The organism is Pseudomonas tritici, assembly GCF_014268275.3.
Classification (GTDB): domain Bacteria; phylum Pseudomonadota; class Gammaproteobacteria; order Pseudomonadales; family Pseudomonadaceae; genus Aquipseudomonas; species Aquipseudomonas tritici.
Genome location: NZ_CP077084.1, coordinates 4,030,190 through 4,046,647, shown reverse-complemented (window position 1 = coordinate 4,046,647; position 16,458 = coordinate 4,030,190). Strand labels below are relative to the sequence as shown.

Here is a 16,458-nt window from a genome sequence, read left to right as displayed (position 1 = left end):
TTGAGGTATTTGTCATGGCCACTGCCGACAGCAACACCGCAACTGAACAACCCAAGGACAACAACCCACGCAAACGCAAAGTGATGCTGATCGGCCTGGCACTGATCGTCATCCTCGGTATCGTCGGCGTGTGGGGCTGGTATGAGCTCTACGGCCGCTTCAACGAAAGCACCGACGACGCCTATGTGAACGGCAACGTGGTGGAAATCACCCCGCTGGTGACCGGTACCGTGGTGAGCATCGGCGCCGACGATGGCGATTTGGTCCATGAAGGCCAGGTGCTGATCAACTTCGACCCGAACGATGCGGCCGTCGGCCTGCAAAGCGCCCAGGCAAACCTGGCCCGCACGGTGCGTCAGGTGCGTGGTTTGTACAGCAACGTCGACGGCATGAAGGCCCAGGTCAATGCGCAGAAAGCCGATGTGCAAACGGCCCAGGACAACTTCAACCGCCGTAAAACCCTGGCCCAGGGCGGGGCGATTTCCCAGGAAGAACTGTCCCACGCCCGTGACAGCCTGACGGCGGCGAAAAACGCCCTGACCAACCTTGAGCAGCAACTCAAGACCAGCAACGCGCTGGTGGATGACACCGTGATCTCGTCCCACCCGGACGTGCAGGCCGCCGCCGCGCAATTGCGCCAGGCGTACCTGACCAATGCACGCAGCACCCTGATTGCCCCGGTCACCGGCTACGTGGCCAAGCGCACCGTGCAACTGGGCCAGCGCGTACAACCCGGCACGGCGTTGATGGCGGTGATCCCACTCAACCAGCTGTGGATCGACGCCAACTTCAAGGAAACCCAACTGCGCGATATGCGCATTGGCCAGCCGGTGGACATCGAGTCGGACATTTACGGCAGTGACGTAAAGTACAGTGGTACCGTGGACAGCCTTGGCGCCGGTACCGGCAGCGCATTTGCCCTGCTGCCGGCGCAGAACGCCACCGGTAACTGGATCAAGATCGTGCAACGGGTGCCGGTGCGCATCCACATCAACGCCGACGAGTTGGCCAAACACCCGCTGCGCGTGGGCTTGAGCACCGTGGTCAATGTGGACCTGCACGACCAGAGCGGCCCGGTCCTGGCGCAACAGGCGCCGCAAAAGGCGTCGTTCACCACCAATGTGTATGACCGCCAATTGGCCGAGGCGGACGCCATGATCAACCAGTTGATCCATGACAACAGCACCGCCGCGCCCAAGGCTGCGCAACGCTGATGAGCAATAACGCCTCCTTCACGCCACCCAGCCTGTTGATGGCCACTATTGGCCTGTCGCTGGCGACCTTTATGCAGGTGCTCGACACCACCATCGCCAACGTGGCGCTGCCGACTATTTCCGGCAACCTCGGCGTGAGTTCGGAGCAGGGCACCTGGGTCATCACCTCGTTTGCGGTGAGCAACGCCATCGCGTTGCCACTCACCGGTTGGCTGAGCCGCCGGTTTGGCGAGGTGAAGCTGTTTTTGTGGGCGACGATGCTGTTTGTGCTGGCGTCGTTCCTCTGTGGTATTTCCACCTCGATGCCCGAGCTGATCGGTTTTCGGGTGCTGCAGGGGTTGGTCGCGGGGCCGTTGTACCCCATGACCCAGACCTTGCTGATCGCCGTCTACCCGCCGGCCAGGCGCGGCATGGCCCTGGCGTTATTGGCGATGGTCACGGTGGTGGCGCCGATTGCCGGTCCCATCCTCGGCGGCTGGATCACCGACAGCTACAGCTGGCCGTGGATCTTCTTTATCAACGTGCCCATCGGCATCTTTGCGGTGATGGTGGTGCGTTCGCAACTGAAGAAACGCCCGGTGGAGACCAGCTACCAACCCATGGACTACGTGGGGTTGCTAAGCCTGATCGTGGGGGTTGGCGCCTTGCAGATCATCCTCGACAAGGGCAATGACCTGGATTGGTTTGAATCCAACTTCATCATCATTGGTGCCGCGATTTCGGTGATTGCCCTGGCGGTGTTCATCATCTGGGAGATGACCGACAAGCACCCGGTGGTGAATCTGCGGCTGTTCGCCTACCGCAACTTCCGCATCGGCACCATCGTGTTGATCCTAGGTTACGCAGGCTTCTTCGGCATCAACCTGATCCTGCCGCAATGGTTGCAGACCCAGATGGGCTACACGGCCACGTGGGCGGGCCTGGCGGTCGCGCCGATCGGCATCCTGCCGGTGCTGATGTCGCCGTTTGTCGGCAAATACGCGCACAAGTTCGACCTGCGCCTGCTGGCAGGCCTGGCGTTCCTGGCGATTGGCTTGAGCTGCTTTATGCGTGCGGGTTTCACCAATGAGGTGGACTTCACGCACATCGCGATGGTGCAGCTGTTCATGGGCATCGGCGTGGCGCTGTTCTTCATGCCGACCTTGAGCATCCTGATGTCCGACCTGCCGCCCAACCAGATTGCCGACGGTGCGGGCCTGGCGACGTTCCTGCGGACCCTGGGCGGCAGCTTTGCGGCCTCGCTGACCACCTGGATCTGGATTCGCCGGGCGGACCAGCACCATGCGTACATGAGCGAAAACATGACCACCTACGACTCGGCGACCCGCGATGCGTTGCAGTCGCTGGGTGGGGCAGGTCACAAGGCGTATGCGCAACTGGACCAGATCCTCACCAGCCAGGCGTACATGATGTCCACCGTGGATTACTTCACGTTGCTGGGGTGGATGTTCATGGGGTTGATGTTGCTGGTGTGGTTGGCCAAGCCGCCGTTTGGCGCCAAGGCTGGGCCGGAAGCCTCAGGCCACTAGTTCGGAGGCTGCCCATGCTTTTGTAGTGAGCGGGCTTGCCCCGCGCGAGGCAAGCTCGCTCACTACAAAAAGCCAGCCAGGTACAGTCGGTTCAGGCGCCGGGCAACGCCAATTGCGGGTTCACAAAATCAAACGCCGCCAATTGAAACCCGTGCTCATCCACCTGCAACGCCCACCCTTGCTTATCCCAATCCCCCAGCACAATACGCTTGGCCGCCTGTTCACCAATCTGCAACTTGTGAATGGCGGGGCGGTGAGTATGGCCGTGGACCAGGGTGCGCACGCCAAATTGCTGCATCACCCGCGGCACTTCTTCGGGCGTCACATCCACAATATCGTTGGCCTTCATGCGCGTCTGCGCACGGCTTTCACTGCGCAGCTTGCGCGCCAGCTTGTGCCGGGTGCGCAACGGCAGGTGGCGCAGGATAAACAGCACAATCGGGTTACGCAGGATGCGCCGCAGCTTCATATAGCCGACGTCGCGGGTGCACAGGCTGTCGCCGTGCATCAACAGCACAGGTTCGCCATGGAGCTGCACGACACTCGGGTCCTTGAGCAAGGTGGCACCGGCTGCTGTGCAGAACGCCTTGCCGATCAGGAAGTCGCGATTGCCATGCATGATAAAAATCGGGGTGCCGCTGTCGCTTAGCTCGCGTAGAGCCGCGCAAATCGAGCGCTGGAACGGTGTCATCCCATCGTCGCCAATCCAGGCTTCAAAGAAGTCCCCCAGAATGTACAACGCCTGGGCGCCACGGGCGCGGCCATTGAGCAGATCCAGAAACGCCCGGGTGATGTCCGGGCGCTCCTCTTCCAGATGCAAGTCTGAAATCAGCAATATCACCCAACGATCTCGGCTTTCTCGACGATAACGTCTTCTACCGGCACGTCCTGGTGACCTGCTTTGCTGGTGGTCTGCACGCCTTTGATCTTGTCAACGACGTCCTGGCCTTCGGTCACTTTGCCGAATACCGCGTAGCCCCAGCCCTGCACGTTCTTGCCGCTGTGGTTCAGGAACGCGTTGTCGGCCACGTTGATGAAGAACTGCGCGGAGGCCGAATGCGGCTCCATGGTACGGGCCATGGCGACGGTGTACTTGTCGTTGGAAAGGCCGTTGTCCGCTTCGTTCTGGATGCTTGGGCGCTTGTCTTTCTTTTCTTTCATGCCAGGTTCGAAACCGCCGCCCTGGACCATGAAGTTGCCGATGACACGGTGGAAAACGGTGTTTTCGTAGTGGCCGGCTTTAACGTACTCGATGAAGTTGGCGACCGTGATCGGGGCTTTCTCGGCGTTCAGCTCGATGACGATGTCACCGTGGTTGGTGGTCAGTTTGACTTGAGTCATGTTCACTACTCTTTTCAGGGAATTCGTGGGTTTGGGTGCCTGGGCACCACGACCGGTATGGCGAAATTGCGGCCAAGACGCGCAGTTTAGCGTGCCTTGCAGGAATTTCGAGGTGGTTTTTTACCGCCTATGCAATAAATGCAGCCGTTTTCAGTGCTTCTCTGTCAGGTGCTTGACAGCATCGGCTATGATATCGCCTTTGTTTTGTCGGCCTAGCCCGGCCACGTACTTGTCTGTTCAAGGATCCTATGAGCAAGCCCACTGTCGACCCTACCTCGAATGCCAAGGCCGGACCTGCCGTCCCGGTCAATTTCCTGCGCCCGATCATCCAGGCGGACCTGGATTCGGGCAAGCACACGCAGATCGTCACCCGCTTCCCGCCAGAGCCCAACGGCTACCTGCACATCGGTCACGCCAAGTCGATCTGTGTGAACTTCGGCCTGGCCCAGGAGTTCGGTGGCGTCACGCACCTGCGTTTCGACGACACCAACCCGGCCAAGGAAGACCAGGAATACATCGACGCCATCGAAAGCGACATCAAGTGGCTGGGTTTCGAGTGGTCCGGTGAAGTGCGCTATGCGTCCAAGTATTTCGACCAGTTGTTTGACTGGGCGGTCGAGCTGATCAAGGCCGGCAAGGCCTACGTTGACGACCTGACCCCGGAGCAAGCCAAGGAATACCGTGGCACCCTGACCGAACCGGGCAAGAACAGCCCGTTCCGCGACCGTTCGGTGGAAGAGAACCTCGACTGGTTCGCCCGCATGCGCGCCGGTGAGTTCCCGGACGGCGCTCGCGTACTGCGTGCCAAGATCGACATGGCCTCGCCGAACATGAACCTGCGCGACCCGATCATGTACCGCATCCGCCATGCCCATCACCACCAGACCGGTGACAAGTGGTGCATCTACCCCAACTACGACTTCACCCACGGTCAGTCCGACGCCATCGAAGGCATCACCCACTCCATCTGCACCCTGGAGTTCGAAAGCCATCGCCCATTGTATGAGTGGTTCCTCGACAGCCTGCCGGTACCGGCGCACCCGCGTCAGTACGAATTCAGCCGCCTGAACCTGAACTACACCATCACCAGCAAGCGCAAGCTCAAGCAACTGGTCGATGAAAAGCACGTGCATGGCTGGGATGACCCGCGCATGTCGACGCTGTCGGGCTTCCGCCGTCGTGGCTACACGCCTGCGTCGATCCGCAACTTCTGCGACATGGTCGGCACCAACCGTTCCGACGGCGTGGTTGACTTCGGCATGCTCGAATTCAGCATCCGCCAGGACCTCGACGCGAACGCCCCGCGCGCCATGTGCGTGCTGCGTCCGTTGAAAGTCGTGATCACCAACTACCCGGAAGACAAAGTCGAGCACCTCGAACTGCCGCGTCATCCGCAAAAAGAAGAACTCGGCGTGCGCAAGCTGCCGTTCGCCCGTGAAATCTACATCGACCGCGATGACTTCATGGAAGAACCGCCAAAAGGCTACAAGCGCCTGGAGCCAAACGGCGAAGTGCGCCTGCGTGGCAGCTACGTGATCCGTGCCGATGAAGCGATCAAGGACGCCGATGGCAACATCGTCGAACTGCGTTGCTCGTACGACCCGGAAACCCTCGGCAAGAACCCTGAAGGCCGCAAGGTCAAGGGCGTGGTCCACTGGGTGCCTGCGGCTGCCAGCATCGAGTGCGAAGTGCGCTTGTACGATCGTCTGTTCCGCTCGCCGAACCCTGAAAAGGCCGAAGACAGCGCGAGTTTCCTCGACAACATCAACCCTGACTCCCTGCAAGTCCTTACGGGTTGTCGTGCCGAGCCATCGCTTGGCGACGCACAGCCGGAAGACCGTTTCCAGTTCGAGCGCGAAGGTTACTTCTGCGCGGATATCAAGGACTCGAAACCCGGTCATCCGGTATTCAACCGTACCGTGACTTTGCGTGATTCGTGGGGCCAGTGAAGCCTTTGGCGGCTTTGCGTAGAAAGAAGGAAATGTCGTGCTAACGATCTACAACACACTCAGCAAGACCAAAGAAGTCTTCAAACCGCTGGATGGCAACAAGGTGCGCATGTACGTGTGCGGCATGACCGTGTACGACTACTGCCACATCGGCCACGGCCGCAGCATGGTTGCCTTCGACCTGGTGACCCGCTGGTTGCGTTTCAGCGGCTACGACTTGACGTACGTGCGCAACATCACCGACATCGACGACAAGATCATCAACCGCGCCAATGAAAACGGCGAGTCGTTCGACGCGCTGACCGAGCGCATGATCGCCGCGATGCACGAGGATGAGGCGCGCCTCAACATCCTCAAGCCGGACATGGAGCCGCGCGCCACGGACCACATTCCGGGCATGCACGCGATGATCCAGACCCTGATCGACAAGGGTTACGCCTACGCCCCAGGCAATGGCGACGTGTACTACCGCGTCGCCAAATTCATGGGCTACGGCAAGTTGTCGCGCAAGAAAATCGAAGACCTGCGCATTGGCGCCCGCATCGAAGTCGACGAAGCCAAGCAAGACCCGCTCGACTTCGTGCTGTGGAAAGGCACCAAGCCCGGCGAGCCGAGCTGGGAGTCGCCGTGGGGCGCCGGGCGTCCGGGCTGGCACATCGAATGCTCGGTGATGTCCACCTGCTGCCTTGGCGAAACTTTCGACATTCATGGCGGCGGCAGCGACCTCGAGTTCCCGCACCACGAAAACGAAATCGCCCAGAGCGAAGCCGCCACCGGCAAGACCTACGCCAACGCCTGGATGCACTGCGGCATGATCCGCATCAATGGCGAGAAGATGTCCAAGTCCTTGAACAACTTCTTCACCATTCGCGACGTGCTGGAAAAGTACCACCCGGAAGTCGTGCGTTACCTGCTGGTGTCGAGCCATTACCGCAGCGCCATCAACTACTCGGAAGACAACCTCAAGGATGCCAAAGGCGCCCTGGAACGTTTCTACCATGCGTTGAAAGGCTTGCCATCCGTGGCACCTGCCGGCGGCGAAGCGTTCGTGGCACGGTTTACCGAAGTCATGAACGACGACTTCGGCACACCGGAAGCCTGCGCGGTGCTGTTCGAGATGGTGCGTGAGATCAACCGCCTGCGCGAGAGTGATCTCGATGCAGCGGCGGGCCTCGCTGCTCGCTTGAAAGAGCTGGCCAGCGTGCTGGGCGTGTTGCAGATGGAAGCCGATGACTTCCTGCAAGCCGGCGCCGAAGGGCGTGTGGATGCGGCTGAAGTGGATGCGCTGATCCAGGCGCGTTTGTCTGCGCGGGCCAATAAGGACTGGGCGGAATCCGATCGTATCCGTGACCAACTGACCGCGATGGGTGTGGTGTTGGAAGACGGCAAGGGTGGGACGACGTGGCGGTTGGCTGATCAGGCCTGATCGGTAAACGCTGAACAAAAACGCCCCGACTGGTTCGGGGCGTTTTTTTGCACACTGTTTAACGTTTCACTCGATCCACTGTGGGAGCTGGCTTGCCTGCGATGAGCATAGGTATCTACACATCTTGAGGGAGCCCTCTGCGTAGCAGCTGTCGAGCCCCGGCGAGGCTGCGTTTGCGGGCTGTCTGACACACCCCTGACGCAGCCTCGCCAGGGCTCGACAGCTGCTACGCAATTTCACTTTGAAGATGTGTAGATACTTATGCTGCAATGAGGGAGTGTCAGTCACCGAAGATGTTTACTGACCCACCGCTATCGCAGGCAAGCCAGCTCCCACATTTTTTACCGTGCCCACTTTGCGAACTCTTCAATTTCAGATTTATGTGTGAGTTGGATGGTCTTTGAGGCTTAGTGTTTTATCCACCATTAGCTGGATCCCCTCCAGCATCCGACACATTCCCAAGGCCACGCTGCGAGGATTGCCGTCGATCTCAAAAGCCAAATGGCTTGCCAGCGCTTGAACCGAGGCAAGATCCTCCGACGCGTTGACCAGCAGCGTCTCGACGTCTAATCCTTCGCGTACGGTAAATAAACTATGGTCCTCAGTAGAAGGCTCTGGTTTCTCAGGTGGGTTCAGATAGTGGTTGATTGCTCGATGAGCCGCAGTATGAAACGCGGCTGAGTCTGACGGCGGATTCGGACTGTCTTTGATCATGACGAAGCTCCTAGAGTATTGGAGCCACCACCCATCGCTGCGAAACGATACCGGGGTGGCAGCTGTACGCAGGTTCGCAGACCGGGACTCTAGGCACCCGGCATACCCGAAGGTATCCCGCGCACAGCCGCCATAACATCAGGCATAAAAAAGCGCCCGCTATCTTGAGGTGGACGCTGTGCGTCTAGAGTTTAACCGGGCTGCGAAACCCGGTCGCTGAGTTTTCAGCGACCACCGAAGATTAGGGCGTCATCTTCCGAGGGGCAACCTTAGAACGCTGTCGGAAATTTCCGGGAGCTGATGCCTGAGCATCAGCGCTTGTCAGTGACTTCGTACCGACTCTGAACAAATCCATTCTCCGACACATACGTGCCGATATGGCGAAGATCATGCTCGTTGCCGACCTGGCTGAAAAATGGAATCCCTTGCCCCAGCAGCACCGGAATACGCGTAATGATCAGCTCGTTGATCAGCCCTGAGTCTAGAAACGCCTGGATCGTTTGGCCACCATCGATATAGAGATGCTTCATGCCGCGTTCGGCTAACTGTGCCACCAGCGCGATTGGGTCCAGGGACATCACCTCGACCTTGCCCTGCAAATACGTCGGGATTTCTACGGCCTGGTGAGAAAGGGCGATGACCGGCATACCCTCATAGGGCCACTCCGCAAACGACAGGACTTTTTCCAGGGTTTTGCGGCCCATCACCAGCGCATCAACCGTCGCGATGTAGCTTTCATACGTCAGGCCGTTCAACGCTGCCAGCTCATATTCCGGCCGGTGCAGCCACTCGATATCGCCATCTGGCCGGGCGATAAAACCGTCAACGCTCGCGGCGATAAACACGGAACACTTGATATCCATAATGGGAATTCCTTTTCCTGATGTCCGAAAGACGTCCCCGGCACACATCCGATCTCGCGCCTGGCACCCATTCAAATGTGGGAGCTGGCTTGCCTGCGATGAGGGCGTGTCAGTCACCGAAAATGTTGACTGACCCACCGCAATCGCAGGCCAGCCAGCTCCCACATTTTTACGCTGCCCACTTGAGGGATCAGCGGCGGCTGCTGACCTCGGCGGGGACGTCGTCACCGGCCATGCGCTTGCGGAACAGTCCGGTGCGGGCCAATAGCAATGTGGTCACCGGCACCGTGATCGACAACAAAATCGGAATCAACCACCCGTGCAACACCGGCCCGGATTTGAGCACCGAAAAGTAGATAATCGACGCCAATGCTACACACCACGCGCCTAATGTCGAAGCCAGTGCCGGTGGGTGCATGCGTTGAAAAAAGTCCTTCATCCGCAGTAATCCAATCGCGCCAATCAATGCAAACACACTGCTCAACACCAGCAGCACCGCGACCACCGCTTCCATCCATAACGGCATCATTCAATCACCTCCCCACGCAGCAGGAATTTCGCCAGGGCAAACGAGCCCACGAAGCCAAACAGCGCAATCAGCAGCGCCGCTTCAAAGTAGGTGTCACTGGCATAACGAATGCCCAGCACCAGCATCATTAGCATGGCCAGGATGTACAGGTAGTCCAGCGCCAATACCCGGTCTTGTGCCGACGGGCCTTTGAACAGGCGCACCAGGGTCAGCACCATGGCCAGGGAGAACAGGAACAGGCTGAACAGGATCGCGTTGGAGAGCAGGGCGCTCATTCGAAGATCTCCATCAGGGGCCGCTCGTAGGTGGTCTTGAAGTGCTCGATAAACGACGCTTCGTCCTCGAGGTCAAACACGTGCAGCAGGAGGATGCTGCGGTCCAGCGCCAGTTCCGACCAGATGGTGCCGGGCACCACCGTGGTGATCATCGACAGCGCGGCCAGGCCGTTGGCGTCGCGCAGGTCCAGGGGGATCTTGATAAAGCGCGAACGCGGCGGGCGTGAACCACAGATCAATACGCCCCAGGCCACTTGCAGGTTGGAGATGATTACATCGCGACCCACCCGGAAAAACAGGCGAATGATCACACCCGGGCGGCGGATGCGAATCGGCAGCGGGCGCAGCGGTGCCATCAACAGCGGTGCAAGAAAGCCCAGTGCGGCACCCAGCAGCAGGTTGCCAGCGCTGAGTGACACGTTCAGCACCAGCCACAACAGCCACAGGGCCAGGGACAGCCACGGGGCAGGGAACAGGCGCTTCATGGCTGCACCTCCAACGCGGCGGTCTTGGCTTCAGGGCTGGGGACGGGACGTGTTGCCATGACGGCCATCACGTAGCGTTCCGGGTTGTTCAGGCTGGCGGCGGTGGCCTGGGTGTAGCGCATCAGCGGTTCGGCCTTGAAGGTCAGCAGGATGCTAAGGCCGAGCAGAAAGAAGATCGGCACGCACTCGTAGCGACGCAGCAGCGGTGAGGGGCGCTCTTCGGGGGTCCAGAAGCGCTGGATGCCCAGGCGCGCAAAGGCGATCAGCGAAGCCAGGCCGGAGAGGATCAACAGCGCCACAAGGCCCCAGGCAGCGGGACGGATTGGCTCGTCGACACTGACGCCCAGGCCCAGCGGATTGACCAGCGCACTCAACAAGCTGAGCTTGCCGATAAACCCGGACAACGGCGGCATGCCGATAATCAGCAGCGCGCAGGCGACAAAACTCAAGCCGAGGAACGCCATGGTCCACGGAATCACCTGGCCGACGACGGCTTTCTGCTCATCATCCAGGTTGACGCCGGGGCGCGGATGCAGGGATTCCATGGCCTTGGGCAGCGCATCGATTTCTTCGTCCAGCGGCAAATCGTTGGCCGAACGCGAACGCTCGATCAGCTCAGCCAGCAGGAACAGCGCGCTTAACGCCAAGGTGGAGCTGACCAGATAGAACAGCGCGCCAGCAGTCAGGCTCGGCTGGGCGAAGCCTACCGCCGACAGCAGAATGCCGGCTGACACCAGAATGCTCAGGCTGGCCATGCGCTCTAGACGCTGCGCCGCCACCATCGCCAGCGCCGCGCAGATGATGGTCGCCATGCCGCCATACACCAGCCAGTCGCCGCCAAACAGCGCTGACGCACCGGCCTGGCCGGAGAACAGCAGGGTCCACAGGCGCAGCACGGTGTACACGCCAACCTTGGTCATGATCGCAAACATCGCCGCCACCGGCGCACTGGCCGAGGAGTAGGCCGGGGCCAGCCAGAAGTTCAGCGGCCACATGCCGGCCTTGGCCAGGAACGCGGTGGCGAGGATCGCCGCACCGGCATGCAGCAGGCCGCGATCGGCTTCCGGCACCAGCGGGATTTTCAGCGCCAGGTCGGCGAAGTTCAGCGTGCCGGTGACGCCATAGATCATCGCCGCGCCAATCAGAAACAGCGACGACGCCAGCAGGTTGATTGCGATGTAATGCAGCCCCGACGACACCCGCGCGCGGCCGGAACCGTGCAGCATCAAACCGTAAGACGCCGCCAGCAACACTTCGAAGAACACGAACAGGTTGAACAGGTCGGCGGTGAGAAACGCACCATACAACCCCATCATCTGGATCTGGAACAGTGCATGGAAACTGGTGCCCGCACGGTCCCAGCGGGCCATGGCGAACAGCAGCGCGCTCACGCCGATGATCCCGGTGAGCACCAGCATCAGCGCCGACAGTTGGTCCACCACCAGCACGATGCCAAACGGCACTTGCCAGTTGCCCGGCAGGTACACGCCGATCGAGCCGGGGCCGCCTTTTTGCGTCCAGTACAGCAGCAGAATGGCAACGCCCAGGCCAAGCATGCTCGACACCAGGTTGATCTGCGCCTTCAGCGGGCGACGTTTTTCACCCAGCATCAGCATCAGCGCGGCGGTGAGCAATGGCAGCAGGATCGGTGCGACGATCAGTTGGTTGACCCAATTCATTCCTTGGGCTCCCGGCCGTCAACATGGTCAGTACCGGTCAGGCCACGCGAGGCCAGCAGCACCACCAGAAACAGCGCGGTCATGGCGAAGCTGATCACGATCGCCGTGAGCACCAGCGCCTGGGGCAGCGGGTCGGTGTAGTTGAGCAGGTCCTGCGGCACGCCGTCCTTGATGATCGGCTCTTTACCGATAAACAGGCTGCCCATGCTGAAAATGAACAGGTTGACCCCATACGACAGCAGGCACAGGCCCATCACCACCTGGAACGTCCGTGGCCGCAGGATCAGCCAGACGCCGGAAGCGGCCAGGACTCCAATGGCAATTGCGATGACTTCTTCCATCAGGCGGCTCCTTCTGTTGCAGCAACGACCTTGGCCTGGTTGCTCGGTTTATGCGCTCGCACCGACTGGTGACCGAGGGCAGTGAGCATCAGCAGCGTCGAACCGACGACCATGGCGTACACGCCGACGTCGAAGAACAGCGCGCTGGCGACATGAATATCGCCCAGCACCGGCAGGCTGAAATGCCAGGTGTGCGTGGTGAGGAACGGGTACCCGGCAAACAATGCGCCCAGGCCCGTCAAGGTCGCGGCGAGCAGGCCGAAGCCCATCCAGCGCATCGGCCGCAGGCTCATCTGCGCCTCCACCCACTGCGTTCCGGCGACCATGTATTGCAGGATAAACGCCACCGACATCACCAACCCGGCGACAAACCCGCCGCCCGGCTGGTTATGGCCGCGCATGAACAGGTAGAACGACACCACCAGCGCAATCGGCAATAGCAGGCGCACCAGCACCGCCGGCACCATCATGAAGCCCAGGGCGGTATCGCTGGCCTGGCGCGGGTTGACCAGGTCGGTGGCCACGTCCGGCGCGAGTTGGCGCTGTTGCGCGGGCAGCTGCATGCTTTCCCTGGACGGGCGGAAGCGCCGCAGCAGGGCGTACACGGTCAGCGCCACGGCGCCGAGCACAGTGATTTCGCCGAGGGTATCGAAGCCACGGAAGTCCACCAGCATCACATTGACCACATTGCTGCCGCCGCCTTCGGGCAGGGCGCGGCTCAGGTAGAACGAGGAGATATCGTTGGGCGTCTGGCGCGTCAGCATCGCATAGGACAGCAATGCCATGCCGCCGCCGACAACGGTGGACAATAGGAAGTCACGCAGACGACGGATGCGTGCCTTGCGCAGCGAACTGGGCAGTGGCGACACTTCTTCGATCCGCCGTGGCAACCAGCGCAGCCCCAGCAGGATCAGCACCGTGGTGACCACTTCGACCACCAGTTGGGTCAACGCCAGGTCCGGCGCCGAGAACCACACAAAGGTGACGCAGGTCATCAGGCCGCACACGCTGACCATGGTCAGGGCCGCCAGCCGGTGATACTTGGCTTGCCAGGCGGCACCGAGGGCGCAGGCGATCGCCAGCAGCCACAGGGTCACAAACACGATGGAGCCCGGGATTTTCGGCCGGTCGCCCCAACTGAGGCCACTGTTGATCATCGGGATCATGCCGCCGATGACCGCCACCAGCACCAGCAGAAACAGCTGGGTCTGCAGGCGCTTGGTGCTGATGCGTTTTTCGATCTTGCGCACGCCGCGCATCATCACCACCAGGCAGCGCTCAAAGCCGCGCTTGCCATTGAAGTAGCTGATGACGGGCGGGTATTTGAAGCGGCCCAACTTGAGTTGCTTGCGCAGTAGCAGGTAAAGCACCACCCCCCCGGACATGGCCACCAGGCTCATGATCATCGGCGCGTTCCAGCCGTGCCAGATCGCGAGGCTGTACTCCGGCAGCACACCGCCCACCACGGGCAAGGCGGCGGCAGCGAGGATAGAGCCGACGACCTGGGCCGGGAAAATCCCCACCAGCAGGCAAGTAAACACCAGCAGCTCAACCGGGGCGCGCATCCAGCGCGGCGGCTCGTGAGGGATGTGCGGCAGGTCTGTCGCGGTCGGGCCGAAGAACACATCCACGGTAAAGCGCAGGGCATAGGCCACGCTGAACGTACCGGCGATGGTCGCGATCAACGGCAGGGCGAATTCCACCCATTGAGTCGAGGAGATAAAGACGGTTTCGGCGAAGAACATCTCTTTGGACAGGAAGCCATTGAGTAACGGCACGCCGGCCATGGACGCACTGGCCACCATCGCCAGGGTCGCGGTAAACGGGATCAATCGCACCAGCCCGCTGAGCTTGCGGATATCCCGCGTGCCGCTTTCGTGGTCGATGATGCCCGCCGCCATGAACAGCGACGCCTTGAAGGTCGCATGATTGAGAATATGGAACACCGCCGCGACGGCGGCCAGCGGGCTGTTAAGGCCCAGCAATAAGGTGATCAGCCCGAGGTGGCTGATGGTGGAGTAGGCCAGCAGGCCCTTGAGATCATTCTGGAACATGGCGCAGTAAGCGCCGAGGAGGAGGGTGAGGGCGCCGGCGCCGCCGACGATATAGAACCATTCTTCGCTGCCGGACAGCGACGGCCACAGGCGGGCCAGCAGGAACACGCCGGCTTTCACCATCGTCGCCGAATGCAGGTACGCCGACACCGGCGTGGGAGCCGCCATCGCGTGGGGCAGCCAGAAGTGGAACGGGAACTGCGCGCTTTTGCTCAGGGCACCGATCAACACCAGGGCCAGCATGACCGGGTACAGCGAATGCGCGCGAATCTGATCGCCCGCCGCCAATACCAGGTCCAGGTCATAGCTGCCGACGATATGCCCCAGCAACATAACGCCCGCCAGCAGGCACAAGCCGCCGGCGCCGGTGACCATCAGCGCCATATACGCGCCGCGCCTGGCATCGGCACGGTGGTGCCAATAGCCGATCAGCAGGAACGAGAACAGGCTGGTCAGTTCCCAGAAAAACACGATCTGGATCAGGTTGCCGGAAATCACCAGCCCGAGCATGGCGCCCATGAAGGCCAGGAAAAACGCGAAGAAGCGCGGCACCGGATCATCCGGCGACATGTAGTAACGCGCATACAGCGACACCAGCGAGCCGATGCCGAGCACCAGCATCGAGAACAGCCAGGCAAACCCATCCATGCGCAGCACGAAGTTCAGCCCAAGGCTGGGCAACCACATGAATTCTTCGCGGATCACGCCACCGTGGGCGATCTGGGGGTAGAGCAGGGCGACTTGAATGGTGCCAACCAGCGCCACCAGGCCGGCCAGCAGGGATTCGGTGTTACGTGCATTGTGCGGCAGCAAGGCCGCCAGACAGCTGCCAATAAAAGGCAGAAGCAGTAGAACTATCAGGGACATAGGCTTCTAATCTGCGGGAGTTTGGGATGCATCATACGTGCCGCTTTCGCGATCACCAAACGGCAAGATGTGTAAGGATCCTACAAAGTAGGCCGAAAACTCCCATAACGCATTGTTTCGAGGGAGTGGGCTTTGAAGTGCTTACCCCTGTGGGAGCCGGGCTTGCCCGCGATAGCGATTTCCCAGTCACCACAGGGTTCGGCTTTACCCCTGCTGTTCCTGTTCCCGAGCATCCCGCAATTCAAGGGCCTTCTGCCCCTTGGTCTTCATCTCACTCACAATCACCGCCGCCACAATCAACACGGCCCCCAGCATCGCAATCGGCGGGAAGCGTTCTCCGGCAATCCGCCCCACCACGCCCGCCCACACCGGCTCACCGGCATAGATCAACGTCGCCCGCGTTGGCGAAACACTCTGCTGCGCCCAATTCATCGCGACCTGAATCACCGCACTGGTCAAGCCCAGGCCCACCGCGCTGAACAGCAGTAGCCACGAAAACCCCGGCAGCGCTTCGCCCATCGGCACCACCATCAGGAACGACAGCAGCGAAGCGGTGGCCAGTTGCACAACCGTCACCCGGCGCACATCCACTTGCCCCGCGAATGCACTGATCAGGATGATTTCCGCCGCAATGGCGATGGCGCCGATGAGCGTAGCGATTTCACCGGGACTGAAATTCAGCGAGGCCCCCGCCGGCCCCGTCAGCAGCATCAAGCCGGCAAACGCCAGCATGATGCCAATGCTCGGCATCAACCCCGGGCGACGGCCCAGCACCAGCCATTGCAGCAGTGGCACGAATGGCACATAGAGCGCGGTGATAAACGCCGACTGGCTGCTCAGGATGGTCTGCAAACCGATGGTCTGCAGGCCGTAGCCAAACATAATCGCCACCCCAATAAACACACCGGCCTTCAATTCGAACAAGGTCAAGTCACGCAGGGTACGCAAGGAAAAGCAGCCCACCACAATGGCCGCAGCGGCAAAGCGCAGGCCTACGAAAAACATCGGCCCGCTGACGGTCATCGCGTGCTGCACCAGCAAAAACGTGCCGCCCCAGATCATGGTGATCACCACCAGGATGCATTCGGCTTTGCTGAAGCGATTGAAACGCGGGGACGCGGTCGAGGTAGTCATGGCGGCTCTGATCTTGCACAGTGAGAACGCGGCACGCACAATGCGCCGCACGCTGGGC

15 protein-coding genes are annotated in these 16,458 nt (G+C 60.7%); 4 read left to right on the top strand and 11 right to left on the bottom strand.

The window, feature by feature from the left end; genetic code table 11:
- The first annotated feature begins 14 nt into the window (after nucleotides 1–14).
- Both HU722_RS18250 and HU722_RS18245 read left to right on the top strand, forming a co-directional pair.
- The gene (locus tag HU722_RS18250) at nucleotides 15–1,214 is read left to right on the top strand and encodes an HlyD family secretion protein (RefSeq protein WP_065890743.1); all 1,200 of its coding nucleotides are present in this window, start codon (nucleotides 15–17) and stop codon (nucleotides 1,212–1,214) included.
- Complete coding sequence (locus HU722_RS18245; RefSeq protein WP_065890744.1) at nucleotides 1,214–2,743, top strand: DHA2 family efflux MFS transporter permease subunit; 1,530 nt, start codon at nucleotides 1,214–1,216, stop codon at nucleotides 2,741–2,743. The genes HU722_RS18250 and HU722_RS18245 overlap by 1 nt, the downstream gene beginning before the upstream one ends.
- A 91-nt stretch (nucleotides 2,744–2,834) precedes the next feature.
- Here HU722_RS18245 and lpxH read toward each other — a convergent pair whose 3' ends face one another.
- Entirely contained in the window at nucleotides 2,835–3,584 is a 750-nt protein-coding gene (gene lpxH, locus HU722_RS18240; protein ID WP_065890745.1) for a UDP-2,3-diacylglucosamine diphosphatase, read from the bottom strand.
- Nucleotides 3,581–4,084, bottom strand: coding sequence for a peptidylprolyl isomerase (locus HU722_RS18235; RefSeq protein ID WP_065873450.1), 504 nt, complete (start codon nucleotides 4,082–4,084; stop codon nucleotides 3,581–3,583). Before HU722_RS18235 ends, lpxH begins: the two co-directional genes overlap by 4 nt.
- Nucleotides 4,085–4,332: 248 nt before the next feature.
- On the opposite strand from HU722_RS18235, the gene HU722_RS18230 reads away from it, so the two are divergent.
- A complete protein-coding gene (locus tag HU722_RS18230; protein ID WP_065873449.1) occupies nucleotides 4,333–6,033 on the top strand; it encodes a glutamine--tRNA ligase/YqeY domain fusion protein in 1,701 nt (566 codons plus the stop codon).
- A gap of 37 nt (nucleotides 6,034–6,070) precedes the next feature.
- On the top strand, nucleotides 6,071–7,459 hold the full coding sequence (gene cysS, locus HU722_RS18225) for a cysteine--tRNA ligase (protein ID WP_065890746.1): 1,389 nt from the start codon (nucleotides 6,071–6,073) through the stop codon (nucleotides 7,457–7,459).
- Nucleotides 7,460–7,837: 378 nt separating this feature from the next.
- Here the strand turns inward: cysS and HU722_RS18220 are convergent, their stop codons facing one another.
- The 9 genes from HU722_RS18220 to HU722_RS18180 all read right to left on the bottom strand — a co-directional run bounded on the left by HU722_RS18220 (nucleotide 7,838) and on the right by HU722_RS18180 (nucleotide 16,439).
- Complete coding sequence (locus HU722_RS18220; protein ID WP_065873447.1) at nucleotides 7,838–8,173, bottom strand: DUF6124 family protein; 336 nt, start codon at nucleotides 8,171–8,173, stop codon at nucleotides 7,838–7,840.
- 311 nt (nucleotides 8,174–8,484) lie between these two features.
- The gene (locus HU722_RS18215) at nucleotides 8,485–9,036 is read right to left on the bottom strand and encodes a dihydrofolate reductase family protein (RefSeq protein WP_065890747.1); all 552 of its coding nucleotides are present in this window, start codon (nucleotides 9,034–9,036) and stop codon (nucleotides 8,485–8,487) included.
- A 190-nt stretch (nucleotides 9,037–9,226) separates the two neighbouring features.
- Nucleotides 9,227–9,565: a Na+/H+ antiporter subunit G gene (locus tag HU722_RS18210; protein WP_065881836.1), complete on the bottom strand. Its 339-nt coding sequence runs from the start codon at nucleotides 9,563–9,565 to the stop codon at nucleotides 9,227–9,229.
- Complete coding sequence (locus tag HU722_RS18205; protein ID WP_003211751.1) at nucleotides 9,562–9,840, bottom strand: K+/H+ antiporter subunit F; 279 nt, start codon at nucleotides 9,838–9,840, stop codon at nucleotides 9,562–9,564. The genes HU722_RS18210 and HU722_RS18205 overlap by 4 nt, the downstream gene beginning before the upstream one ends.
- On the bottom strand, nucleotides 9,837–10,325 hold the full coding sequence (locus tag HU722_RS18200) for a Na+/H+ antiporter subunit E (RefSeq protein WP_065881838.1): 489 nt from the start codon (nucleotides 10,323–10,325) through the stop codon (nucleotides 9,837–9,839). The genes HU722_RS18205 and HU722_RS18200 overlap by 4 nt, the downstream gene beginning before the upstream one ends.
- Nucleotides 10,322–12,004, bottom strand: coding sequence for a monovalent cation/H+ antiporter subunit D (locus HU722_RS18195; protein WP_065890748.1), 1,683 nt, complete (start codon nucleotides 12,002–12,004; stop codon nucleotides 10,322–10,324). Before HU722_RS18195 ends, HU722_RS18200 begins: the two co-directional genes overlap by 4 nt.
- On the bottom strand, nucleotides 12,001–12,345 hold the full coding sequence (locus HU722_RS18190; RefSeq protein ID WP_003192163.1) for a Na+/H+ antiporter subunit C: 345 nt from the start codon (nucleotides 12,343–12,345) through the stop codon (nucleotides 12,001–12,003). The genes HU722_RS18195 and HU722_RS18190 overlap by 4 nt, the downstream gene beginning before the upstream one ends.
- Nucleotides 12,345–15,266 (bottom strand): monovalent cation/H+ antiporter subunit A, encoded by a 2,922-nt coding sequence (locus HU722_RS18185; RefSeq protein ID WP_065890749.1) that lies wholly within the window; start codon nucleotides 15,264–15,266, stop codon nucleotides 12,345–12,347. Before HU722_RS18185 ends, HU722_RS18190 begins: the two co-directional genes overlap by 1 nt.
- A gap of 204 nt (nucleotides 15,267–15,470) precedes the next feature.
- Nucleotides 15,471–16,439, bottom strand: coding sequence for a DMT family transporter (locus HU722_RS18180; RefSeq protein ID WP_371905586.1), 969 nt, complete (start codon nucleotides 16,437–16,439; stop codon nucleotides 15,471–15,473).
- Nucleotides 16,440–16,458 lie beyond the last annotated feature (19 nt).